We start from the raw sequence: 21,958 nt of genomic DNA on the forward strand, positions 1-21,958 counted from the left end.
AATGCATTATGGCTAATGATACGACTATACTAACGCGTAAGATCCAAATTTTCATCGATTGTGATGATAAGGAAAAAAGGATAGCGTATTTTAAAAAGCTGTTCGAATGGCAAGACATTGTTTTTCGAGGGGCAAATCTGGTATTGACCCATCAGTATGTACAGGAAAACCTAAAAGATCTTATCTACCTCCAAACAGATGTTAAAGTAAAACTAGCGGACAATGATACCGACAAAGAGGGCATCTTGAACACCTCTCGTATGAATACGACTTATCGCTTGCTCTCCAGCTATTTCAAAGGCCTGATTCCAACCGATATCCTATCCAAAGTCAATACAGCATTGATTAAAAACTTTCAATCTGACCGTCTGGAATATTGGAAAGGCACAAGGTCTCTTCGCAATTATAAGAAAGATATGCCTATTCCATTCTCTTCAAAAGCTGTTAAATTAAGTAATGATGAGCATGGACGCGATTTTAAACTTGATTTATTCAAAATTCCTTTTCGCACCTATCTTGGCAAAGACCGTTCTGATAAGCGTGTACTGCTACAGCGTGCATTAGTAGGTCAAATCAAGGTATGTGCCAGCTCTGTCAAAATTGTGAAAGGGAAGATATTTTTACTCTTAGCATTAGAAATCCCTACAAAAGAACATATGCTTCAGGAGCATATTATTGCCGAGGCCTCACTATCCGTGGAGCACCCTATTTCTGTAATGATCGAAAAAGACAATTATCAGATCGGTACCAAAGAAGAATTTCTATACCGTCGTATAGCGATACAAGCAGCACGGCACCGCCTCCAAAAGGCATCTTCCTATAACAAAGGAGGAAAGGGAAGGAAGAGAAAACTCAAAAGCTTAGATCATTACAATCAAAAGGAGAAAAATTATGTTGACAGTAGGCTTCACCTCTACAGCCGTAAACTTATTGATATCTGCATCAAATCTCAAGCAGGCACGCTCCTATTAGTCAATCAATCCAACAAAGAAGAAATGGCAAAAGAGGATGAGTTCTTACTTCGGAACTGGAGCTATTATGGTCTCATCGAAAAGATTAAATATAAAGCCAAAATGGCAGGAATCAATGTTATTATCGAATAATTACGCTACTGATTATCAATAGAGTGGAAATGTATTTAGACTTTAGGGTAGTGTGAGAATATATTCGCAGTACGCAGCCGGACTATATACAATATTAAAACTGGCTCATGATGAGTTTATATGCGGACAATACCTTTGTGTCCATACCATGATATCCACTAGGGTATCTGGTAGACGCATTTGATTATGACACTCTAATAGTAAAACATGAAGACAGCAATTCGAAACAATTGGACGAAGGAAGAAATTCAACACATATATGATAGTCCCCTCTTAGAACTTGTATTTCAAGCCGCTACCATCCATCGTGAATATCATGATCCTAACGCGGTTCAAGTATGCACGTTGTTATCAGTCAAAACTGGGGGCTGCCCCGAAGATTGTTCCTACTGTGGGCAAGCTGCACGCTACCATACCGATATCACTGTTCAAGCGCTATTACCGACCGAAACTGTTATGGCTCATGCTCAAAAAGCAAAAGATAACGGTTCTACACGATTTTGCATGGCGGCAGCCTGGAGAGAAGTACGTGATAACCGCGATTTTGACCGCATCATAGATATGGTAAAGGGTGTGAATGACTTAGGTCTGGAAGTGTGCTGTACACTAGGTATGCTGAGCGAACAACAAGCTATTAGGCTCCAAGAGGCTGGCTTATATGCTTACAACCACAATCTAGATACTTCAGAACAGTATTATGATGAGATTATTTCTACCCGTACGTTTGATAACCGCATCAACACCATCAATCATGTGCGAAAAGCTGGAATTACCGTTTGTTCTGGCGGTATTATTGGATTAGGAGAGTCCCATAAGGACCGTATATCGATGCTTTTGACCTTAGCTACGATGTCGAAGCATCCCGAATCTGTTCCTGTAAACGCACTTGCACGTGTTAGTGGAACGCCACTTGAAAATAATCCAAAAGTCGAGATCTGGGATATGGTCAGAATGATTGCAACAGCCCGTATTGTGATGCCTAAAGCCATGGTGAGACTAAGCGCAGGTCGTATAGAAATGAACGAAACAGAACAGGCATGGTGCTTTATGGCCGGAGCCAATTCCATCTTTACGGGTGAACAGGAGACACTATTGGTCACCCCCAATCCAAGTGTATCCGAGGACATGAAGATGTTCCAGACGCTAGGCTTGAAGCCTATGATAAAAGAAGTGAAGAAAGAATCACGCACAAGCCTTAAAACAGGATCATAACGTTAATTGGCCCCCTATACACAGCTAAAAGGGGTGGCGGTATACTAATGAGACCGTTGGGAAATATTATTTATCTCGTTCCTCCTTACTGTATAAGCGATGTAGATCTAGATTATATATACGAGGTAATTACGGTCGCTTTACACCTATAATAAGGGTGTATTTAATAAATAAGAGGGTGTTTATTCTCCTTCTTATTTATTAAATACCATCTCAAAATAATGCTTTTAAAGCAGCGCTAGACGCATCCCAAGCGAAATATTTGCCTTTAGAAACTATAAACAATAGCACATATCTTCTTCCTAATAGCGCTACTCCATTATCATCTGACGATAAAAGAGCAGAACGTTTCAATTAACTTGAAGGCTGTTTAAGGGATGTTTCCATCGATATTTGAAGCTTCAAAAATATGTAAATCTGATAATTTTGACATAAAAAACAGTCAAAAACCTAAATTGGAACTCACAAGTTAAAATAAGTAATAATATTTCATACTATTATAAACTTAAAAATGTATGTTTGCACACATACAAAAGAGCGATAGTATGAGTTTGTCATCTATCACGTAATTATAGTAAAAACAATCCAAACAAGATGTCTATTACATACAACGAACGTTTCTTTCTCCTGTTTGAGGATTTAAAGAAAAAAGGCGAATTAAAAACATATGTAGAACTCGGTAAATTAATCAACGAATCGAAAGCTGGAATCAATGATTTAAAAACTGAGCGAAAAAAAGTGAGTATCCAACACATTCATGATATGAAAATATCATACAATTCCATCAATACGGACTATCTAATAGGCGCTAGTAATCAGTTGTATTTGTCGGCAAACGAAATTCCACAATTAACCACGACGACAATTTCAGATAACTCGGGACAGCAAGAAACGATACTCGCGCTCAAAGAAACCATCGAGGCAAAAAACGAAACCATCGCCGTGCTAAAAGCGCTCTTAGCTCACAAGAAATAAAGAACTAAAAATATTAGCTAAAAAAAAGAGCTGTTTTTCAAAGAATGAAAAAACAGCTCTTTTGAACTTTTTTTAATCTGCACCGATACCCTCCATCAACTTCGACTGTTAAATTTTCTTACCCCTGAAGTCAGCTTTTATTTGGACGATTAGATTCAAAGATCATATGTCATCTTTCAAATACCTATTCTTCAAAATCCCAACAGTTTTCGTAATTTTATTTATCAGGACATGATAGTTAAGAACGGTATTTTCAAAATTTGTTCGTAAACTTAGGGCATCAATCTAAATCAATAATATGCGTGTAGGATTATTTATCCCTTGTTATATCGACGCCATTTATCCGGAAGTGGGTGTCGCTACACTAGAACTTCTGGAACGCCTAGGAGTGGAGGTCGTCGTACCCTTAAATCAAACGTGCTGCGGACAGCCCATGGGTAACGAGGGTGACCAAAAAAATGCTGCTTCTTCGGAACAACTTTTCTGTGACAACTTTGAAAGCTTTGATTACATCGTAGGACCAGCAGGAAGCTGTGTCAAGCATGTGCGCATGCACTTTGATGCCATTCCACAAACTGACAAAGTACAACATGTGCGGAAAAGCACCTATGAACTGGTCGAGTTTCTAACCGATGTCTTAAAGGTGAAATCATTCCCTTGGGCTACATACAACCACACAGTGGCCATCCATAATAGTTGTAGTGCTATCCGTGGTCTACATATACAATCCCGCTCAGAATGGCAAGAACCTTATTTCAATAAAACGGAACAGTTGCTGAGCATGGTAGAAGGGGTGACCATCAAACAGATTAGCCGTCCAGATGAATGCTGTGGCTTTGGTGGCACATTCTGTGTCACAGATGAGGCCGTAAGTGTCAAGATGGGACAAGACAAGGTTGCGGATTATATGAATCATCAAGTAGAATGCATCGTTTCGCCCGATATGTCTTGTCTCATGCACCAAGAAGGCATCGCTAAACGCGGAAAAGCTCCTCTACAATTTGTACATATAGCGCAGGTATTGAATAATGGTCCCTTTTAAAAGAACGTTAAAATGAGTAAAGTTAGAGTTGACCAAAATGCGGCTGATTTCATCTACATGGATGATATACACCAGCCGACACATGATAAAAACCTTTGGAATGCACGTATGAAACGTGACCTGGCGGCTTCGGGCATTCCAGAATGGGAACACATGCGCGATCTAGCCTCACAGATAAAAGAGCATACGCTCACGCATCTAGATCAATATGTAGCCCAATTTGTAACGGAAGCGACAAAACGTGGCGTAATCGTTCATTTTGCAAAAGATGATGTAGAACACAACCAGATTGTATATGATATCCTAAAAAGCCATAATGCGACCAAAATAGTTAAGAGCAAATCGATGCTGCAAGAAGAGTGTGAAATGGGGGCATTCCTTGAAGCGCGGGGCATCGAATTAATCGAAACAGATCTTGGAGAGCGCATTCAACAGCTTTCGGGGGAGATGCCTAGCCACATCGTGATGCCTGCCATCCATAAAACAACGGCAGATGTCGCTGAACTTTTTGCACGAACAATAGGTACTGATCCGAATGAAGACGATCCTCTTCAATTGACTGAAGCCATGCGGAATAATGCCCGTCCCAAATTCTTAGAAGCGCATGCTGGTCTTACTGGAGCTAATTTTGCGATTGCGGAAACAGGGGCTTTTGTCGTGTGCACCAACGAAGGAAATGCAGATCTAACGGCAAGCATACCACCACTTCATATCGCCAGTATCGGAATAGAAAAAATACTTCCGAAATCAAGAGATTTAGGATTATTTATCCGCCTGCTATCTCGTAGTGCACTGGGGACTCCTGCGACTCGATATACCTCGCACTTTATGGGCCCTAGAGAACCGGGTACTGAAATGCATATTGTACTGACAGATAATGGCAGAAGTCGACGCTTGGGAATGGCGGATTTTTGGAAATCTTTGAAATGTATTCGCTGTGGCGCTTGTATGAATACCTGTCCTGTATACCGCCGCAGTGGTGGTTTAGCATATGGAGCCACTTACTCAGGTCCGATCGGTATCATTATCGACCCAACCTTTGATGAAACAAAATTCAGCGAACTACCTTTCCATTCGTCGTTGTGTGGTTCTTGTTCGGAAGTCTGTCCTGTACGCATTAATATTGCAGAGCAAATAGGATTATGGAGACAACGGATGGTAAAAATCAATGAATCTTCAAAAGCACTTCACTATGCCTTTGGCGCAGTAGAAAAAGTATTTGCTAATCCAAAATTATTCAGATTGGCAGAAAAAGCAGCTTATTACGGTATGAAGCTCACTCCGAACTGGGTATTATATAATAAAAAACTAAATGCCTGGGGAATACATCGCGAATTGCCAGAAATCAAAAAAGAAACTTTCCGTGATTGGTACATTAAAAATAGATTGAAAAAATGAGTTCATTAGACGAATTATTAGCGGCTATCCGTCAAAATCTTCCTGATCAAAAGGTGGATTACCCAGAGTTGCCGACTTTTGAAAAGCAAGGTACAAATCTGAAAGAACAATTTATCGTAAATCTTGGGCTTGCGGGAGGGGATACCTATGATGTCTCCAGCATTGCTGAGGCACAGCAAATCATGCGCGATACCCTTCCAAATGCAGCGGTTACTTGTTCTGCTACACTAGAATGGGAGGGGAACAAAAAACTCACGGCTATCGCACACCCTCGAGATTTAGACGATGTAGACCTTGGTATCATCAGAGCGGAATTTGGCGTGGCGGAAATGGGTATGGTCTGGTTGACTGAAAATTCGCTGCAGGTGAACTCCCTTGGATTTTTATCACAACATTTGGCTATTTTACTAGATCCTGATTTAATTACAGAAAATATGCACACAGCATACCGAGAGATTGATTTTAAAGCTTCGACCTACGGTTGTTTTGTGATGGGCCCTTCGGCCACAGCAGATATCGGAGCTTATTTGGTGCGTGGTGCACAGGGGGCTCGAAGTCTAACCGTATTCTTCTTGAAACCAAGCGAGTAATGGTCTAAGAATTCAATTGTCTTGTTATATGCATTTGCATAAGAGGATACACACAATAAAAGGGAACATAGTATACCCTTCTAATAAAAATAGCAGACCCCAGTGGGGTCTGCTATTTTTATTAGAAGGGGTCTTGTTATTTCAAATCCTTTAATATTTCCTGTACAGCTCTTTCCAACTGTGGGTCTTTATCTTCAGTTCTATCCTGTATGGTGTTTTTAACAAGGATATCAGGAGCTACACCTGTATATTCCAAATCTTTACCATCTAATGTATAACAACCCCATGCAGGTAAACGATAGCTCGAACCATCTACCAATCCTTTTGCTGAAGTGAAAATAATCCATCGGTAGGTTTCGTTTCCGATGATTTTCCCTAGTTTCAACTCTTTGAATCCTGCTGCGGTCATCTCTGCGTCACTTAAAGACTGTTCATTGATCAAGAGAACTATCGGCTTTGCTGCAGGCGCAAAATTACTTTGTGGTGCCATCTGACCTCCGCGATACTGCCATTTCAAATAAGGGCGCTGCGAAAGAAAGCGCAACACCTCATCATGAACATTGCCTCCTGTATTATAACGAAGATCTAATATTATTCCATCTTTATTATTTTCCTGCTCGGCCATATCAATCAAAAAACGTTGTAACTCTGATCCAGACATATTTTTCATATGCGAATAAGCAATACGGTTCTTACTCCATTCATCTACTTTCCCACGATTGCTTTTCATCCATTCATCATAAATGAGATCCTTAAATGCTGTACTTGACAAAGGACGAATATTGACCTGCATCTCCTTACCCGACCGCTTTACTGTTAATTGTATTTCTTCAGCTAGGGATGGCCATGTAAAATAAGTATCACGATCTACTTTTGGATCTATTTTTTGACCGTTGATAGCGATGATTTCATCACCTTCTTTCAGATCGATTTCCTTACGTGATGCTGGACTATTAGCAACTACACGAGCTATGTGAAAAGGATTGTCCTGCTGAAATAACACTCCGATTTCATTGGTCACATATCCAAATGGTTTGCGCTCTTCAACTCCCATTGAAGTAAAACCTAAGTGAGAAGAATTCAATTCGCCCAACATATCATTCAATAAAATCCTTAAATCGTTGCGGTCATTGACTCCTGTAAGATAGGGTTCATATTTCTTTTTCATCGCAGCCCAGTCGATGCCATGAAATGTACTATCATAATAATTCTCCTCTAAACCAGCCCAAGTTTCATAAAACATTTGCTTAAACTCGTTCTCCAAATCACGGTTAAATCTGAAATTGATGCTTACGCCGTCCAATTTATTTTGTTCGAGATTGTATTTTTGAATCGTACCCTTATTCAGTATAAAATATTTCCCGTTAGCCTCCGTAAACTGAGCGATTCCTCCATCGATTACTTTCTCCGTTTTGGTAACCTCAAAAGGTTCGTAAATGGTTCGGTATAATCCGTACTTTCCTTCATGATTAGACGAGAAGAACACATAGTTCTTTTCTCCTTTTTGGATCGTTATAGGGTCCGACTGTGTTCCAAAAGCTGGACTTACTTGCTCAATTCGGTCACGTAAGCCCTTTATATCTATTGTAATCAATAGTTTCTTTTTATCCTTCTCTACTGTTGAGTCTTTTACCTTTTCTTCACTTCTACCCTTATCGCGGTTTTTATCATCAAGCTTTTTTTCCGATACAGAATCTTTCTTAACAGGTTGGCTAAAAAGTTCGTCGAATTTATTGCTTCGATAAGGTTCGTCAAAATTCTCCAATGCCATTCTGAAAATACTCGAATTCTGCATTCCTGTAGGGAAAGCTGGTTTCGTACGGTTACTTGCGAAATAGATATATTTTCCATCTGGAGACCAAGAAGGGGAGGTTTCGCTCACTCCGGTATTGGTCAAGTTTATGGTTTGATCTGTGCTCAAATTATGAACAAAAATATCTTGTTCGAAATTGCGAATGGCCGTAAATAGGATATACTTTCCGTCTGGAGAAAAGGATGGAGTAGCATTTTGAAAGCCCCAAAGCTCATCTTTTACAACTGTCTTACTTTTTAGACTCGCCAAATCCAATACCCGCACCTCATCTCGACCACTTAAATAAACCGCTTTTGACAAATCTGGGCCAAATGCAATCTCCCTGTTATTACGGAGATCCTCTGTCAGTTGCTTCACTTCACCAACACCATCCGCCCTCCGACTGTACCAATTGAGATAGCCCTGATAAGTTTGACTATAGAGTAACGTTTTACTATCCTTCAGCCATTTCACCTCCATAACACGCTGACCTTGACTAGGCATTTGGCGAACAAACTTCCCTTCGCTGTCGGAAACAAAGAGCTCCCCTCTGGAAACAAAGGCCATCTTTTTACCATCTGCAGCAACATCAAAATAACTAATGCTGTTATTGACATTAAATTCTTTACTCTTACTCAGTACCTGATTTCTACTTAAGGCGATGGTTGGTTGCGTCACCTTTTTGGATGCAACATCATAAAGGAAAATTTGGTATCCTTTTTCAAAAGCTATTGTTTTACCACCTGCAGCTACATATGGTCTTTTGATCGACTCTGAGAATTTTGTCAAGGCCACCGGCTTGTCATTTCGAATCTGATACAGGTTATATTCTGAGTTCTCTTGATCAGAAACAAAATAAATAGTTCCATTTTGATCAACAGTAGGCCAAAAATCTTTTCCGTTATAATCTGTGTATTGTTTAAATGCTTTAGTTTTGGGATTGTATGATTTGATATCTGGATTGAATGCTCCTTTATACCGCTTTCGATTGGCAGAAACTATAGCCTTCCCAACTATCGTTGAATAACAACTCGCCGGATGGTGTCTCTACAACTTGACTGATGTAATTAAAAAAATGTGGGAATAAGCGTTTAGCGGTACCACCAGTTGCACTTACTTGATAACTGCTCATCCGATTGTAGCGAGTAGAGGTAAAGTAAACGGATTTACTATCCCAACTCCAGCTATCAATCTCATCAGATCCTTCATGATGGGTCAATTGTCTAATGTCACCGCCTGCTAATGGCATAATATAAACATCCATATTGCCATTTTGATTCGCTGAAAAAGCCAGCTGTTTACCGTCTGGTGATATCCGTGGATTTATCTCATTCCCCTCCATCCCCGTTAATCTTACGGCAACTCCGCCCTCAACTGCTACTTTCCAAAGGTCACCTTCAAAACTAAATACAAGAACTTTCCCATCTGGACTTAGTGTGGGATGTGATAGAAATGTGGGTTGTTGCTGCCCATAAGCAAACGTACCGCCACTAAAGGCCAGACAGGCACCCATTAATAATTTTTTAATCATACTTTTCAGGAGGCTAATTGATTTTTGCCCTATAACAAAGTTAATCACGAACCTCCTAAAAAACGATATTATTTGCTAGGTATTTGCAATATTACAAAAGCAGAATATCTCTTTTACAAAAGACTAAACCACCGTTATATATTCACAAAAACTCGAAGCAACCTGTATATTTATTACATTTTTACTTATGTGCTAATGGATTATGTCTTTTGTCCTCGAAGCCACTCTTCTAGATTGTCTAACGCCATAGCGTACCCTTCTTGAAAACCCATATCAATCAGCTGCTTCATGTCTTCTTCTTTACTAGAAGTCAACACATTTACTAAATTTGTACCTTCTTTCTCTTCCAATCTGATTTCCCAATACGTAGATGGGAAATCATTATTAACCCTTCCTGATTCATCACAAAACGCATCCGTTATAGCAAAACCTACTTGTGGTTTTATGTCATGAAAAGTGATTAAACCCCAACTGCGTTCTCCTGCAGGGCCGCACATACAGTAGAGTCGCTGGCCTTCATTAGCAAACAGCATCTTTCGGGTTTCTGATTTCCATGGTTTTGGCGCCCACCACTTATCCAAAATAGCCGCCTCCGTCCACGCCTTCCATACCAATGGTAGAGGAGCGTCAAAATGACGGGTTATTTCAACTGATTTTTTATCCTTAGAAAAGGTAAAAGTAGCTTTATTCGAAGTATCCATAATAGATTGAATTAACTATGCATGTAAGGAAAAAATATCCTATTCCCATTTTATTGAACGGGAAAATCGATAGTTTGTTATAGTAAATAGTTGTTTTTTCGTAAAACTGTTTTATAAATTAACTGTTCTGTATCAATCAGTAACTATCAAAAGCTAATCAAAACACTAAATAAAATACTGTGTACAAACCAATCGCTGAAAAATTAAATTCTTCCATGTAACTTTGCTCACTCATAACCATCAACAATGGACGCAGCCTTAATAAACTCTGAAGAAGAGCTATATAAAAATCGCAATCGCATCCGGATTGCAGTATCACTATTTTACTTTTGCCAAGGTCTAGCATTTGCCTCTTGGGCAAGTCGTATCCCAATTATTAAGGAACGCTTAGCGCTCACTGAAGGTCAATTGGGAACGATTCTACTGATGTTGCCTGTAGGACAATTGGTGACCATGGCCCTATCGGGAAAATTGGTAACCACCTATGGTAGCGCTAAGGTTTTACGTATTGTAGCCATCATCTATGCGATGATCTTATGCTTGGTTGGATTTGCTCGTAATGCTTGGGAACTCGGAGCAGTGCTGTTTTTCTTTGGCGTTATAGGAAACATGTGCAATATAGCGGTCAATACACAGGGTGTAGCTGCTGAAAAAATTTTTAGAAAGTCGATTATGTCTTCCTTCCACGGGGCTTGGAGCATTGCTGGTTTTACGGGAGCACTTATTGGCTTGCTTACTATGAATATAGCGGTAGATACCATTCCTCATTTTATGATTATCTTCGTACTCATCTTAGCCAATACCCTTATAAACCAGCGTTATTTAATACCTGGTATTGCAACACAGGCAAAAAAAACTTCATTTTTCTCGAAACCAGAAAGCAGCTTGGTACAATTGGGCATCATTGGATTCTTTAGTATGGCTACAGAAGGAGCCATGTTTGATTGGAGTGGTGTATACTTTAAGGAAATTGTTCATGCTCCGGAGCATCTAATTATCGTAGGTTACGCCTCATTTATGGTGATGATGGCATTAGGTAGATTTATTGGCGATGCGGTTATCGTTAGGCTCGGGCGTAAACGTACATTACAAATTAGTGGAATATTGATGTTTTTAGGAATGATGATTTCCGTTATTTTTCCATATTTCTATGTTTGTACGCTTGCCTTTATGATGGTAGGTATAGGTGTAGCCTGCAATGTTCCAACGGTATATAGTATGGCCGGACAAAACAAAGTAATTCCCTCAGGAGTGGCCTTAGCTATGGTATCGAGCATCAGCTTCCTCGGGTTCTTAATGGGGCCACCGTTAATCGGCTATATTGCAGAACTGACTAGTTTACGTTATTCTTACGGCGTATTTGCTTTCTTTGGCATTATGTTGTTTATTATGGCATCGAAACTGAAAGTATTTAGACAATAAGTGGCGAAATTATTTATCAGAAAAACGAAATCAGCTCTTGAAATGTACAATTTCAAGAGCTGATTATTCATTAAGTAGCCCCGAGCAGAATCGAACTGCTATCTAATGTTTAGGAAACATCTATTCTATCCGTTGAACTACGGGGCCAAAAGGTTATGCAAATATTTTAAATATATCGCGCAATCCCAAACTTATTTTAAATAAAATATTGATAAAAAAAGGAGAGAAAAAATACTGTGGGGGGAGAAGGATTCGAACCTTCGAAACCGAAGTAACGGATTTACAGTCCGTCCCATTTGACCGCTCTGGAACCCCCCCAGTATAATTTTGTGAAATATAAGGGCTTAAAATTTATTGAATCTCAATTCCCTTATGGAACGCTACAAAGGTATCAATTTGTCTGATATATCCAAAATAATTTTTTCAAAAAAAATATCGATAAAAGTTATTGTTGCAGCAATGTAAAAATAGATTTTAACGATACCTCATTGATAAAATCGATTCGTTTTTACCCAATTTTCAGGTATCTTTGTATCAACAAAAAAGAAAGATATATTATGAGTTTTACAGGTAAAAGTTTTCCAAGCATCACCGTAGATGCGATCGATTATTTAGGTGATAATTTGCAAATTAACATTTTCGAAAAAGCAGTTCAAGAAGGTAAAAAAGTATTATTGTTTTGGTATCCAAAAGATTTCACTTTTGTTTGTCCAACAGAATTACACGCTTTTCAAGAGGCTTTACCAGAATTCGAAAAACGTAACACAATCGTTATTGGTGCATCATGTGACACGAACGAAGTTCACTTCGCTTGGTTAAATACTGCAAAAGATAACGGTGGTATCGAAGGTGTAACTTACCCAATTTTAGCGGATACTACACGTAACTTGTCTTCTGTATTAGGTATTTTAGACATTAAAGAAGTAGAGCATCCAGAGTACGGTACTTTAGTTGAAGGTTCTGCAGTTGCTTACAGAGCTACATACTTAATCGACGAAACAGGTCGCGTATTCCACGAATCTGTAAACGATATGCCATTAGGTCGTAATGTAAAAGAATACTTACGTTTAATCGACGCTTATGCACACGTTCAGAATTTCGGTGAAGTATGTCCTGCTAACTGGGAAGAAGGAAAAGAAGCAATGAATGCGACTCGTGACGGTGTAGCTAGCTATTTAGCTGGTAACTAAAACAATACTTAAAGACTTGCACAAGTCTTTAACAAAGGGGATAGTCCTTATCCCCTTTGTTTATTCATCTTTCTCAATACATAAACATAATAATCATGGTACAAGAATTAGAAAACGATAATTTACAAGAAATTGTAAACAGCAATGATATAGTAATGGTTCAATATGCGGCTACTTGGTGTGGTAACTGTAAAATTATGAAACCAAAATTCAAAAAATTGGCAACAGAAAATGAAAATGTAACTTTCGTAATCGCTGATGCCGAGAAATTTCCAGAGTCTAGAAAATTAGCAAACGTAAATAACTTACCTACTTTTGCGGCTTTCAAAAATGGTAAATTAGTAAATCAAGTACAAACAAATAAATTTGACGCCTTAATCGACTTATTCAATGAAGCTTCCAGTAATTAAACATATCACAGAATTTATCGAGCAAAACGATGTTGACTATGTATTAGAAACTATTGAGACATTAGAATCTTTAGTTGAAGCGCCTTTAAAAGATGAAGAACTTGATGTAATAGGTGAGTTAATCTCTAATCTATATGGTGCAGTTGAGGTCGATAAATTGGTCAAAGAAGGAAATAGCAAGAAAGACGCAATGAACATGTTTATGAAGCGTGTGCTAGGTTCAATCGATAAATAATTTTTATTTTAGCACTTAGTCTATCTAAGTTTCTGCAATAAGGCCCTCATTTTTAGTGTGAAAATGTTTATAAGCCTATTTTTGTGGAAAACTTGTTTTAAATTAATGCTAAACTGCAATAAAGATTATACTATCTTTAGCGGTAATAAAGGTTACCACTTAAAGAATTTGCTATCCCCAAAAACAAACTAAAAGGATAGATTTTAAGAAAATATTTTAATTGTTAGAAACGGAAATTCTCCCCACGGAATTTCCGTTTTTTATTTAATCACAGAATTAATTACCTTTAATCTATGCTAAAATCAATTCTATTTACCAACGTACTAATATGCTGGGTATTTCTTCATCATGCCCATGCTCAAAAAGCAACAACAAGTTGGAATAGTGCGCTAATCAAATCCAAGTTAGAAAAATTAGAAGTCTTAGGTTCGGTCTTGTATTTTGCGGCCCATCCAGATGATGAAAACACCAAATTAATCGCATGGCTAGCCCAAGAAAAACACCTCAGGACGGGTTATCTATCGCTCACTAGGGGCGATGGTGGACAAAACTTAATTGGTACAGAGCAGGGAATTGAACTTGGCCTCATCCGAACACAAGAGCTTCTAGCTGCACGAAAAATCGATCTGGGCGAGCAATTTTTTACCTCAGCATTTGATTTTGGGTTTTCTAAGACTTCTGAAGAAACATTTAATTTTTGGGATAAAGACCAGGTTTTGAGAGAAGCTGTTTGGATCATTAGAAAATTCCGTCCCGATGTAATCATTACGCGATTTCCGCCAGATTCAAGAGGTGGACATGGCCATCATCAAGCTTCGGCTATCCTAGCCAAGGAAGCATTTCTTGCAGCGGCAGACCCAACAAGATTTCCAGAACAACTCAAGCTTGTAAAACCTTGGCAAGCGACTCGGTTGCTATGGAACACCTATAATTTCAGTAGCCAGAATACTATAAACGATAGTCAGATGCAAATTGAAATTGGACAATATAACCCCTTGATTGGCAAATCTTACGGCGAAATATCAGCAGAAAGTCGCTCCTCGCACAAAAGTCAAGGATTTGGAAGTGCTGCTCAAGTTGGAAAAGCGCAAGAATATTTTGAATTTGTAGCCGGTAAACCTGCTAAAAAAGATATTTTCGAAGATATAGACCAAACTTGGTCAAGAATAACGGATGGGAGAACTATCAGTCAAAAAATAAAAGAGATTAATGCGGATTATCGGGTCGACTCTCCCGATAAATCAATTCCTAAGCTGTTCGAAGTTTTGGAATTGGTCGATAAAATTGACAATCCATATTGGAAAGAACAAAAAACAAATGAGATCAAGGATTTAATACTCGCTTGTGCTGGTATTAGAATCGAAAGTATAGCAGATGCTCCGCATTACTCCAATGGCGACGCTATAAAAGTAACAAATGAGATTATTATCAGGACAGATGCTACTCCAATACAACTTACAGCAATAAATGGACAGAACATCAGCCAGTCCTTGGAAAGTAATACCTTGATGAGTTTTCAAAGTACCTTTCCAGCGGTGTCTACCACGCAGCCCTATTGGTTAAATGCGCCCAGTAGCATCGGTCGTTTCCACTTCTCTGATTTTAACAAAACTGGAGAACCTGAAAATCCAGATTATCCATCGGTAACATTTGGTTTAATTATACATGGAAGGGCCTTTAGCTATACCAAACCGATACAATATAAATATACAGATCCTGTTAGGGGTGAAATCTATAATCCGATTGCCATTTCTCCCGCAATAACCGCATCCTTAGATCAATCTGTAGTGCTAAGCCAAAACAATAAAGCACAACAAATAACGCTAACTTTTACAAATCAAAGCAATACAAAAGATAGAACGGAAACTGTCAAGCCCATTATCAATGGGAATTGGCAAATTTCACCAGGTGATCTAGAATTAAAATTTACTGAAAGCAAACCACAAATAAGTAAGGAAATCACCATACAAGCGCTGTCAAAAGAGACCCGATTAGACACTCTATCATTTATTTTTGGTAGCACTAATGAAAAGGTCAAAATCAACCGTGAGATTCATTATGAGCATATTCCAACCATTACCTGGTTTCCAGATTTAACAATAAAAGTAAGCAACCTACAATTGGATGTACCGATTAAAAAAATTGGTTACTTAGTAGGAGCTGGAGACCTTATCCCTGAATCGCTAAAGGCAATAGGGATATCGGTAGACTTATTGACCGAAGCGCAAATCCTGCATCAAAATCTATCACAATATGACGCAATCATTGTAGGAATAAGAGCTTTCAATGTATTGAAAGCTATGCAAAAGATAAGCCCCAAGATTCTTGAATATGTTAAAAATGGAGGTACGGTCTTGGAGCAGTACAATGTGAACAATAAATTGCTGTCGAATCAATTTGGTCCCTATCCTTTCAGAATCGGGAATAGTAGGGTGACGGATGAATTGGCAGAAGTACATTTTGACGAACAAAACCCTGTTTTCAATTACCCTAATAAGATTGTGAAAGCAGATTTTGATCACTGGGTACAGGAAAGAGGTTTATATTTTGCCGAAGATATCGATAGCCATTACCAAACACCGATACAGTTACAAGACAAAGATGAACCGCTACACAAGGGATCGCTCTTGATTACTAACTATGGAAGTGGTAGATTTGTCTATACATCATTGTCATTTTTCAGACAATTGCCTGCTGGAGTTCCCGGAGCTTACAGATTATTTGTAAATTTGTTATCAAAATCAAAATAAAACATACAATACAATGGAAAATCAAGTTGAAAACAACACATGTGCACCAAGTCCAAAAGGATTAATCGTATTAATCGGTGTCATATTTGGAGCTTTAATTTCATTCACTGCAAACGAAACTTTTTTAAGTATTATAGGTGGGGCTGTAGTTGGTTTAGTTATTGCCATTCTCTTCAATAACTTCTTTTATGCTCAAAGACCAAGTGACAGATAGGAGCAATACGTTTATATCGACCAAATGGAAACGCTATTATAGCCTTGTTGCTTGTAGTCTTTTTCTGGTCATACTATTACTCTATCTATTCACGAAATATTTTTCATGAGTACGATTGATTGGATAGTTCTCATTCTGACACTTTTGACCATCGTGCTGTATGGCATGTACAAGAGTCGAGGAATCAAAAATATTGATGGGTATCTTCTTGGCAACCAATCTTTGCCCTGGTACCACGTTGGACTTTCGGTGATGGCCACTCAGGCGAGCGCCATCACCTTTCTTTCTGCTCCTGGGCTTGCATATAGTTCGGGAATGAGCTTTGTCCAATTTTACTTCGGTCTCCCATTGGCCATGATTGTGCTTTGTATCACTTTCGTACCTATCTTTCATAAACTTCGCGTATTTACGGCTTACGAATTCTTAGAAAAACGCTTTGATATTCGAACCCGAGGGTTGACTGCTTTGCTATTTCTGATTCAGCGTGGTATTTCAACAGGTATCAGTATTTTTGCTCCTGCACTTATTATCGCAAGCATTTTGCACGTTAATTTATCATTAACAACAATATTGATTGGAAGTATTGTCGTGATGTATACGACATATGGTGGAACAAAAGCGGTTTCTCATACACAAATGCTTCAAATGAGCATCATATTTGGAGCGCTATTGGTGGCTGGTATACTTGTCGTAAAACTATTGCCAAGCGATATTGGTCTATTTAAAGCGCTTCATATTGCCGGAAAATCGGGTAAGACTAATGCCATAGATTTTACATTTGATCTGAATAATCAATATACTGTGTGGACAGGGATCATTGGTGGTTTTTTCTTACAACTTTCGTATTTCGGAACAGATCAAAGCCAGGTAGGACGTTACTTAACAGGCTCATCGATAAAAGAAAGTAGAATGGGCTTATTAATGAATGGTCTGCTGAAAATACCCATGCAGTTCTGCATCTTGCTTATCGGAGTGCTTGTTTTTGTCTATTATCAATACCATACGCCTCCAATATTCTTTAACCAAGTAGAGATAGATAAGTTAAAACAAAGTGAATACAGCAGCTCATATCGTGCTCTAGAAGAAAAACAAGTTGCAATAAGTAATGAAAAAAGGGTTACTATCGATCGTTTGACAACAGCTATTGATCGGGATGACCAGTCTGCAATAGATGAAGCAAGAACAGCACTCCAACAGTCAAATGAAAACTTTGATGATATTCGCACTGAGGTGGTCGATTTAATCAAGAAAAACAATCCTACTGCAGAGACCAACGATAATAACTATATATTCCTATCCTTTGTCACCAACACCTTCCCCAAGGGCTTAATTGGCTTGCTTATCGCAGTCATCTTTCTTGCCTCCATGGGTTCAACAGCCAGTGCAATCAATTCATTGGCGTCCACCAGTACTGTTGACATTTACAAAAGATTTATCAATAAACAATCTACAGAACATCAGGATCTCTTTTGGTCCCGTATATTTACTTTGTTTTGGGGAGTATTCGCCATTGCTGTGGCGCTATATGCCAGCAAGCTCGGCAATCTTCTCGAAGCGGTCAATATATTGGGCTCTTTATTTTATGGTACTATACTCGGTATTTTTATTGTTGCTTTTTACATGAAAAGGGTAGGAGGAAGAGCCGTATTTTATGCCGCAATTCTATCTGAAGTCATCGTTTTTACCATTTGGAAGATGGATGTTATTGCCTTTTTATGGTTGAATGTGATTGGATGTCTCTCGGTGATGCTCTTGGCATACTTAGCCGCAACAATGGACCGTAAAAAAAGCTACCCAATCGGATAGCTTAATACTTTTGATATAAATTGTATAGGACACTTTTGTCGTATACGCTGAGTTCGGGACTTACATCATTGACGATAAACTTCCTTTTAAAAGCTACAATTGCAGCCTTCAAATTCCTCGTATCGTATCCAATAATTTTTAGAGCATCTATCGGATTGAAATTGTCTGGAGCGGATACCAGTTCACTCGGATTGTACCACAACCCAAAACCCCTATCTGCCAATCTTTTCCAAGGAAAATAAACGCTTGGATCATTTTTTCTGGCTGGAGCAATATCAGCATGGCCAATGAAATTAGAAGAGGGAATACCATAATTTGATTTCAAAGTATCTAAAACTTGTATCAATGCTTCAATTTGGGCATCGGGAAAAGCTTCTTTCCCATTATTATCTAATTCGATTCCGATAGAAATCGAATTCATATCAGTGATACTGCCCCATTTAGAAAGACCCGCATGCCATCCTCTCACATAATCATTCAGCATCTGAACAATTACACCATCGCGACTAATAACATAATGAGCGCTTACTTTTGTATGCTCAACCTGAAATGTTCTTATTGTTTGATTAAGACTATTTTGGGCCGTATGATGAATAATGACATAGTTGGGTTTACGAATATCATAATGAATGGCTGTTTCTTGGCGCACATCATTATGAAGACCAGCCTTTTCCAATGTCCATACTTTGTGTTCACCTAAACTCAGTTTAGGAATCGTATCATGTACGACTACCGTCTTGATAACCGTATCTAATTTAACGGATACAATTGGAGCCACAAGTACCTTCTTGGCCATACTTGACTTGCTCTTGCAACCGATAACGGCTACAGCAAAACAAAATATGGTCAGAAAGGCAATTTTATTTTTAAAAAGCATTATCGAGGGAGGTTAAAAACTAATCCCAACGCTAATGTTTCACTTAATTGAACTCTTGAGATAATATCCGAATCGTATATCAAAACTCCATTCAAGTTCACATTAATAGCTCTTGATACCTTAGCCGTAACCGTTACATCCAGACGATGAGATGGATCATTCAATTTCTTATAATTTGCAAATAAATTATAACGTGCTTTTACGTTCAATTTATCCGTGAAATTTTTATCCATATTTCCAGTTATCTGAAAAGCGAGGTCATTTTTGAACATCTTTCCTCCTTCAACTCCAAAGCGTTCTTGATCATTTTCAATTGGATCACGATCAGGGTATCTTTGACTGTATTCTTCAACAGTTAAGGGTTTGATACGATTATCTAAAATAAGAGTCTGTCTGGCCGTACCCGTACCAAAACGAATAGAATAAGAATTACTTGGCTTATACTCAAAACCCAGCGATTCGGTTATATAAGCTGGCGCCATAAAAGCGTTCTCTATATAATCGATCGTATCTTTTCCATCCTTTGTCGTATACTTAAATCCATCATCAAATTGCGATTCAAATGTTAAAGAGGTATACAGGGCCCATTTAGGAGACAATTTATAAGACAGCTTATTGTCCCAAAAGATACGGTCATTATTTTTCTTCGCAATTTGACTTTTATTTTTAATCTTACCATATCTCAAATCCACTTCAGTAACAAAGTTGAAATTATCTCTGGTATAATCCGATTTATGATTTGCAATTAATCCAACTGCGGTAGAAACCAACTCCTCCTCCTTTCCAGTCATCATTGAAAGCAGCTTGATTAATATTGATCCCAAATCTTGTCCAATGTTTCCAATAATCTACTTGCAATTCTAATTTAGGAACTATTGGTCTAATATTTTTTAAGGAGATATTTTCTTGTTTATTCTCCGAAATAACTGAATCAGGCTTTACTCTAAGGTCTTTCAAATTAACCTGAGCATGGACCGTGCCACACGATAAGCCAAGAATTAATAAGGCAAATAAGGATTGTAACTTCATAACAAGCGACGCTTTTTCTTTTCTTAAATTTAAGGTACTAAAATAGGATTTATTGTTGGTAATGGATCAATAAAATATCGCGCAGGATTTTTTCGATATTTTTCATAGCTGTCTTTGATGTAATTTGTCAGTTCATACTGGCTGCTACTGATGATAAAAAAGTAGCTCGGTTTAAATATTCTCCTAAATTTATGGAGCTCATCACCTGTTAATCCTGTCGTACGACTGACCAATGTTTCCGAAAACTTATAATCGATGACATTGTCTTTATAATCGCTCTCAATCACTTTCTTTAATCTTTTCGCATTTTTAGCCTCTTTACTAAAAAGACTATAGATAGAATTGATACTCAATCCTGCTCCATTCTGTCCTACAGAAAATAAATCGCCAGGATCAGAAAGTCTAAAGGCTTTTTCATAATCATATTTCGCTCTTTTTAATACCTCATCAGGATCTTTTTTTGCAACCACAGAAACCTCATCTATATAAATAGATTCGCGTTTCAAATGAAATAATATGACTAAAGATTTGTCAATGAGAACTGTATCTGCAAAATATTCCTTGGCTGTAGCGATTAATATATCGCCCTTTTCAGCAGAAATAGAGAACTCCCCTTTAATATTATTAAAGACTTCTTCCTTGGTCCTCGGATTTCTAATTGTTACTTTGGAAATTCTTTGTTTTGTATTGATATCGGAAACAATACCTTCTATTTTCTTTTGTGCCAAGACCGTAGATCCTAAGGCAATCAAAAAAAACATTAATACAATATTTATCAGAGTCTTCACTCTCGTAAAACTACGTTTTAGCTTGCCAAAAGAGAAATATTTAACATCTTTTGATTATTTACTTCGAAATCACCAAAAGTTGCCCTACCGATAAATTGGTATCAATCAAGCCATTTAACTCTTTTATTTGATCCAACGAAATTCCATAAATCTTACTTAATGAGTATAATGTATCTTTCCCTTGTACTTCATGTATACGCATGGCAACGGGGCTCTTGACCTGTTTCTGTTTGAGCTACGGGTACTTCAATCGTATTGTGGATGATTTCTTTCTCTACGATAACTTCCCTTTTCTCTTTCTCCACCCGTGTTTCTATTCGGTCAAATTGATAAAGCTCATACCGCTCTATCATATCGATCAACAAATCTGGATATCTAGGATTGGTGGCATATCCTGCCGCCTTAAGTCCTTTTGCCCAACCTTTGTAATCATTCTTATTGAGTAAAAATAGATCAGAATAACGTTTACGCAATAAAAATTCGGAGTGATCGCGAAAAGATTGCTCAGGACTTTCGTAAACACGAAAGCAATCATTGATATGATCATCAGGTCGTGTAATTGACTTTCCTTTCCAAACACCACCACACTTGATCCCAAAATGATTGTTGGCCTTAGTCGCCAAATAGCTATTACCATTGCCCGATTCCAATAATGCTTGAGCAAGTTTGATACTGGCAGGAATACCATACCTGTTCATTTCAGAAATCGCAATTTCTTTATATTTCTCAACATAGGCATTTCCTGAAACAGCTGGTCTTAACTTACCCGGTTTATTTTTTGTCGTATTGCCACGATGTGTACTACCTTTATATACAGCGCTTTTTTTCGAGGAACACGAACTAAACAAAACAGTAAAAGCAAGTAAGATAAAAGCAAGTTTCTTCATTTTCTA

22 protein-coding genes and 2 tRNA genes are annotated in these 21,958 nt (G+C 38.2%); 13 read left to right on the top strand and 11 right to left on the bottom strand.

The features are described 5' to 3' along the window. The first annotated feature begins 8 nt into the window (after positions 1 to 8). From ACFX5U_RS21920 to ACFX5U_RS21945, 6 genes are all read left to right on the top strand, one after another. The gene (locus ACFX5U_RS21920) at positions 9 to 1,103 is read left to right on the top strand and encodes a hypothetical protein (protein ID WP_400262133.1); all 1,095 of its coding nucleotides are present in this window, start codon (positions 9 to 11) and stop codon (positions 1,101 to 1,103) included. A gap of 207 nt (positions 1,104 to 1,310) precedes the next feature. Then, entirely contained in the window at positions 1,311 to 2,315 is a 1,005-nt protein-coding gene (bioB, locus tag ACFX5U_RS21925) for a biotin synthase BioB (protein ID WP_280571413.1), read from the top strand. Positions 2,316 to 2,909: 594 nt separating this feature from the next. Beyond that, the gene (locus ACFX5U_RS21930; protein WP_038694934.1) at positions 2,910 to 3,290 is read left to right on the top strand and encodes a hypothetical protein; all 381 of its coding nucleotides are present in this window, start codon (positions 2,910 to 2,912) and stop codon (positions 3,288 to 3,290) included. 298 nt (positions 3,291 to 3,588) lie between these two features. Further along, on the top strand, positions 3,589 to 4,332 hold the full coding sequence (locus ACFX5U_RS21935) for a (Fe-S)-binding protein (protein WP_038694936.1): 744 nt from the start codon (positions 3,589 to 3,591) through the stop codon (positions 4,330 to 4,332). A gap of 12 nt (positions 4,333 to 4,344) precedes the next feature. After that, positions 4,345 to 5,730 (top strand): lactate utilization protein B, encoded by a 1,386-nt coding sequence (locus ACFX5U_RS21940; protein ID WP_400262134.1) that lies wholly within the window; start codon positions 4,345 to 4,347, stop codon positions 5,728 to 5,730. Beyond that, positions 5,727 to 6,320 (top strand): LUD domain-containing protein, encoded by a 594-nt coding sequence (locus ACFX5U_RS21945; protein ID WP_038694940.1) that lies wholly within the window; start codon positions 5,727 to 5,729, stop codon positions 6,318 to 6,320. Before ACFX5U_RS21940 ends, ACFX5U_RS21945 begins: the two co-directional genes overlap by 4 nt. Before the next feature lie 136 nt (positions 6,321 to 6,456). On the opposite strand, the gene ACFX5U_RS21950 is transcribed toward ACFX5U_RS21945, so the two are convergent. The 3 genes from ACFX5U_RS21950 to ACFX5U_RS21960 all read right to left on the bottom strand — a co-directional run bounded on the left by ACFX5U_RS21950 (position 6,457) and on the right by ACFX5U_RS21960 (position 10,344). Beyond that, positions 6,457 to 8,907: a S41 family peptidase gene (locus ACFX5U_RS21950; protein WP_400262135.1), complete on the bottom strand. Its 2,451-nt coding sequence runs from the start codon at positions 8,905 to 8,907 to the stop codon at positions 6,457 to 6,459. A 178-nt stretch (positions 8,908 to 9,085) separates the two neighbouring features. Further along, on the bottom strand, positions 9,086 to 9,643 hold the full coding sequence (locus ACFX5U_RS21955) for a hypothetical protein (protein WP_400262136.1): 558 nt from the start codon (positions 9,641 to 9,643) through the stop codon (positions 9,086 to 9,088). Positions 9,644 to 9,843: 200 nt separating this feature from the next. Beyond that, positions 9,844 to 10,344: an SRPBCC domain-containing protein gene (locus ACFX5U_RS21960; RefSeq protein WP_400262137.1), complete on the bottom strand. Its 501-nt coding sequence runs from the start codon at positions 10,342 to 10,344 to the stop codon at positions 9,844 to 9,846. A gap of 246 nt (positions 10,345 to 10,590) precedes the next feature. On the opposite strand from ACFX5U_RS21960, the gene ACFX5U_RS21965 reads away from it, so the two are divergent. Further along, the gene (locus ACFX5U_RS21965) at positions 10,591 to 11,766 is read left to right on the top strand and encodes an MFS transporter (RefSeq protein WP_400262138.1); all 1,176 of its coding nucleotides are present in this window, start codon (positions 10,591 to 10,593) and stop codon (positions 11,764 to 11,766) included. 75 nt (positions 11,767 to 11,841) lie between these two features. On the opposite strand, the gene ACFX5U_RS21970 is transcribed toward ACFX5U_RS21965, so the two are convergent. Continuing rightward, positions 11,842 to 11,913 (bottom strand) — tRNA-Arg (locus ACFX5U_RS21970). A gap of 90 nt (positions 11,914 to 12,003) precedes the next feature. Then, positions 12,004 to 12,084: transfer RNA gene (locus ACFX5U_RS21975), tRNA-Tyr, on the bottom strand. Between the two features lie 239 nt (positions 12,085 to 12,323). Here ACFX5U_RS21975 and ACFX5U_RS21980 point away from each other — a divergent pair. The 6 genes from ACFX5U_RS21980 (at position 12,324) to ACFX5U_RS22005 (ending at position 18,371) form a co-directional block, all read left to right on the top strand. Continuing rightward, the gene (locus ACFX5U_RS21980; protein WP_038694946.1) at positions 12,324 to 12,956 is read left to right on the top strand and encodes a peroxiredoxin; all 633 of its coding nucleotides are present in this window, start codon (positions 12,324 to 12,326) and stop codon (positions 12,954 to 12,956) included. 95 nt (positions 12,957 to 13,051) lie between these two features. After that, complete coding sequence (locus tag ACFX5U_RS21985; RefSeq protein ID WP_021189265.1) at positions 13,052 to 13,366, top strand: co-chaperone YbbN; 315 nt, start codon at positions 13,052 to 13,054, stop codon at positions 13,364 to 13,366. Then, complete coding sequence (locus tag ACFX5U_RS21990; protein ID WP_038694948.1) at positions 13,347 to 13,601, top strand: DUF6952 family protein; 255 nt, start codon at positions 13,347 to 13,349, stop codon at positions 13,599 to 13,601. Before ACFX5U_RS21985 ends, ACFX5U_RS21990 begins: the two co-directional genes overlap by 20 nt. 293 nt (positions 13,602 to 13,894) lie before the next feature. Further along, complete coding sequence (locus ACFX5U_RS21995; protein WP_400262139.1) at positions 13,895 to 16,351, top strand: PIG-L family deacetylase; 2,457 nt, start codon at positions 13,895 to 13,897, stop codon at positions 16,349 to 16,351. A 13-nt stretch (positions 16,352 to 16,364) separates the two neighbouring features. Next, complete coding sequence (locus ACFX5U_RS22000) at positions 16,365 to 16,565, top strand: hypothetical protein (protein ID WP_038694952.1); 201 nt, start codon at positions 16,365 to 16,367, stop codon at positions 16,563 to 16,565. A gap of 105 nt (positions 16,566 to 16,670) precedes the next feature. Next, positions 16,671 to 18,371, top strand: coding sequence for a sodium:solute symporter (locus ACFX5U_RS22005; protein WP_400262140.1), 1,701 nt, complete (start codon positions 16,671 to 16,673; stop codon positions 18,369 to 18,371). A 1-nt stretch (position 18,372) separates the two neighbouring features. On the opposite strand, the gene ACFX5U_RS22010 is transcribed toward ACFX5U_RS22005, so the two are convergent. From ACFX5U_RS22010 to ACFX5U_RS22035, 6 genes are all read right to left on the bottom strand, one after another. Further along, positions 18,373 to 19,248, bottom strand: a complete 876-nt coding sequence (locus ACFX5U_RS22010) for an N-acetylmuramoyl-L-alanine amidase (RefSeq protein WP_400262141.1) — start codon at positions 19,246 to 19,248, stop codon at positions 18,373 to 18,375. Next, the gene (locus tag ACFX5U_RS22015; protein ID WP_400262142.1) at positions 19,248 to 20,042 is read right to left on the bottom strand and encodes a DUF3078 domain-containing protein; all 795 of its coding nucleotides are present in this window, start codon (positions 20,040 to 20,042) and stop codon (positions 19,248 to 19,250) included. Before ACFX5U_RS22015 ends, ACFX5U_RS22010 begins: the two co-directional genes overlap by 1 nt. Next, positions 19,981 to 20,277 (bottom strand): hypothetical protein, encoded by a 297-nt coding sequence (locus tag ACFX5U_RS22020; RefSeq protein WP_400262143.1) that lies wholly within the window; start codon positions 20,275 to 20,277, stop codon positions 19,981 to 19,983. The genes ACFX5U_RS22015 and ACFX5U_RS22020 overlap by 62 nt, the downstream gene beginning before the upstream one ends. A gap of 29 nt (positions 20,278 to 20,306) precedes the next feature. Continuing rightward, positions 20,307 to 21,038, bottom strand: a complete 732-nt coding sequence (locus ACFX5U_RS22025) for a hypothetical protein (protein ID WP_038694958.1) — start codon at positions 21,036 to 21,038, stop codon at positions 20,307 to 20,309. Positions 21,039 to 21,123: 85 nt separating this feature from the next. Further along, positions 21,124 to 21,267 carry a LysM peptidoglycan-binding domain-containing protein gene (locus tag ACFX5U_RS22030; RefSeq protein WP_400262144.1) on the bottom strand — a complete coding sequence of 48 codons (144 nt, stop codon included), beginning with the start codon at positions 21,265 to 21,267 and terminating at the stop codon, positions 21,124 to 21,126. Further along, the gene (locus ACFX5U_RS22035; RefSeq protein ID WP_400262145.1) at positions 21,254 to 21,952 is read right to left on the bottom strand and encodes a glycoside hydrolase family 73 protein; all 699 of its coding nucleotides are present in this window, start codon (positions 21,950 to 21,952) and stop codon (positions 21,254 to 21,256) included. Before ACFX5U_RS22035 ends, ACFX5U_RS22030 begins: the two co-directional genes overlap by 14 nt. Between the last annotated feature and the right edge of the window lie 6 nt (positions 21,953 to 21,958).

The sequence above is a fragment of the Sphingobacterium sp. SG20118 genome, from assembly GCF_044740685.1.
Lineage (GTDB): Bacteria > Bacteroidota > Bacteroidia > Sphingobacteriales > Sphingobacteriaceae > Sphingobacterium.

Coding starts and splice junctions, on each gene's coding strand:
- ACFX5U_RS21920 (WP_400262133.1), top strand. CDS start 9: ATGGCTAATGATACGACTATACTAACGCGTAAGATCCAAATTTTCATC.
- bioB (WP_280571413.1), top strand. CDS start 1,311: ATGAAGACAGCAATTCGAAACAATTGGACGAAGGAAGAAATTCAACAC.
- ACFX5U_RS21930 (WP_038694934.1), top strand. CDS start 2,910: ATGTCTATTACATACAACGAACGTTTCTTTCTCCTGTTTGAGGATTTA.
- ACFX5U_RS21935 (WP_038694936.1), top strand. CDS start 3,589: ATGCGTGTAGGATTATTTATCCCTTGTTATATCGACGCCATTTATCCG.
- ACFX5U_RS21940 (WP_400262134.1), top strand. CDS start 4,345: ATGAGTAAAGTTAGAGTTGACCAAAATGCGGCTGATTTCATCTACATG.
- ACFX5U_RS21945 (WP_038694940.1), top strand. CDS start 5,727: ATGAGTTCATTAGACGAATTATTAGCGGCTATCCGTCAAAATCTTCCT.
- ACFX5U_RS21955 (WP_400262136.1), bottom strand. CDS start 9,643: ATGATTAAAAAATTATTAATGGGTGCCTGTCTGGCCTTTAGTGGCGGT.
- ACFX5U_RS21960 (WP_400262137.1), bottom strand. CDS start 10,344: ATGGATACTTCGAATAAAGCTACTTTTACCTTTTCTAAGGATAAAAAA.
- ACFX5U_RS21965 (WP_400262138.1), top strand. CDS start 10,591: ATGGACGCAGCCTTAATAAACTCTGAAGAAGAGCTATATAAAAATCGC.
- ACFX5U_RS21980 (WP_038694946.1), top strand. CDS start 12,324: ATGAGTTTTACAGGTAAAAGTTTTCCAAGCATCACCGTAGATGCGATC.
- ACFX5U_RS21985 (WP_021189265.1), top strand. CDS start 13,052: ATGGTACAAGAATTAGAAAACGATAATTTACAAGAAATTGTAAACAGC.
- ACFX5U_RS21990 (WP_038694948.1), top strand. CDS start 13,347: ATGAAGCTTCCAGTAATTAAACATATCACAGAATTTATCGAGCAAAAC.
- ACFX5U_RS21995 (WP_400262139.1), top strand. CDS start 13,895: ATGCTAAAATCAATTCTATTTACCAACGTACTAATATGCTGGGTATTT.
- ACFX5U_RS22000 (WP_038694952.1), top strand. CDS start 16,365: ATGGAAAATCAAGTTGAAAACAACACATGTGCACCAAGTCCAAAAGGA.
- ACFX5U_RS22005 (WP_400262140.1), top strand. CDS start 16,671: ATGAGTACGATTGATTGGATAGTTCTCATTCTGACACTTTTGACCATC.
- ACFX5U_RS22010 (WP_400262141.1), bottom strand. CDS start 19,248: ATGCTTTTTAAAAATAAAATTGCCTTTCTGACCATATTTTGTTTTGCT.
- ACFX5U_RS22015 (WP_400262142.1), bottom strand. CDS start 20,042: ATGATGACTGGAAAGGAGGAGGAGTTGGTTTCTACCGCAGTTGGATTA.
- ACFX5U_RS22020 (WP_400262143.1), bottom strand. CDS start 20,277: ATGAAGTTACAATCCTTATTTGCCTTATTAATTCTTGGCTTATCGTGT.
- ACFX5U_RS22025 (WP_038694958.1), bottom strand. CDS start 21,038: ATGTTTTTTTTGATTGCCTTAGGATCTACGGTCTTGGCACAAAAGAAA.
- ACFX5U_RS22030 (WP_400262144.1), bottom strand. CDS start 21,267: ATGCGTATACATGAAGTACAAGGGAAAGATACATTATACTCATTAAGT.
- ACFX5U_RS22035 (WP_400262145.1), bottom strand. CDS start 21,952: ATGAAGAAACTTGCTTTTATCTTACTTGCTTTTACTGTTTTGTTTAGT.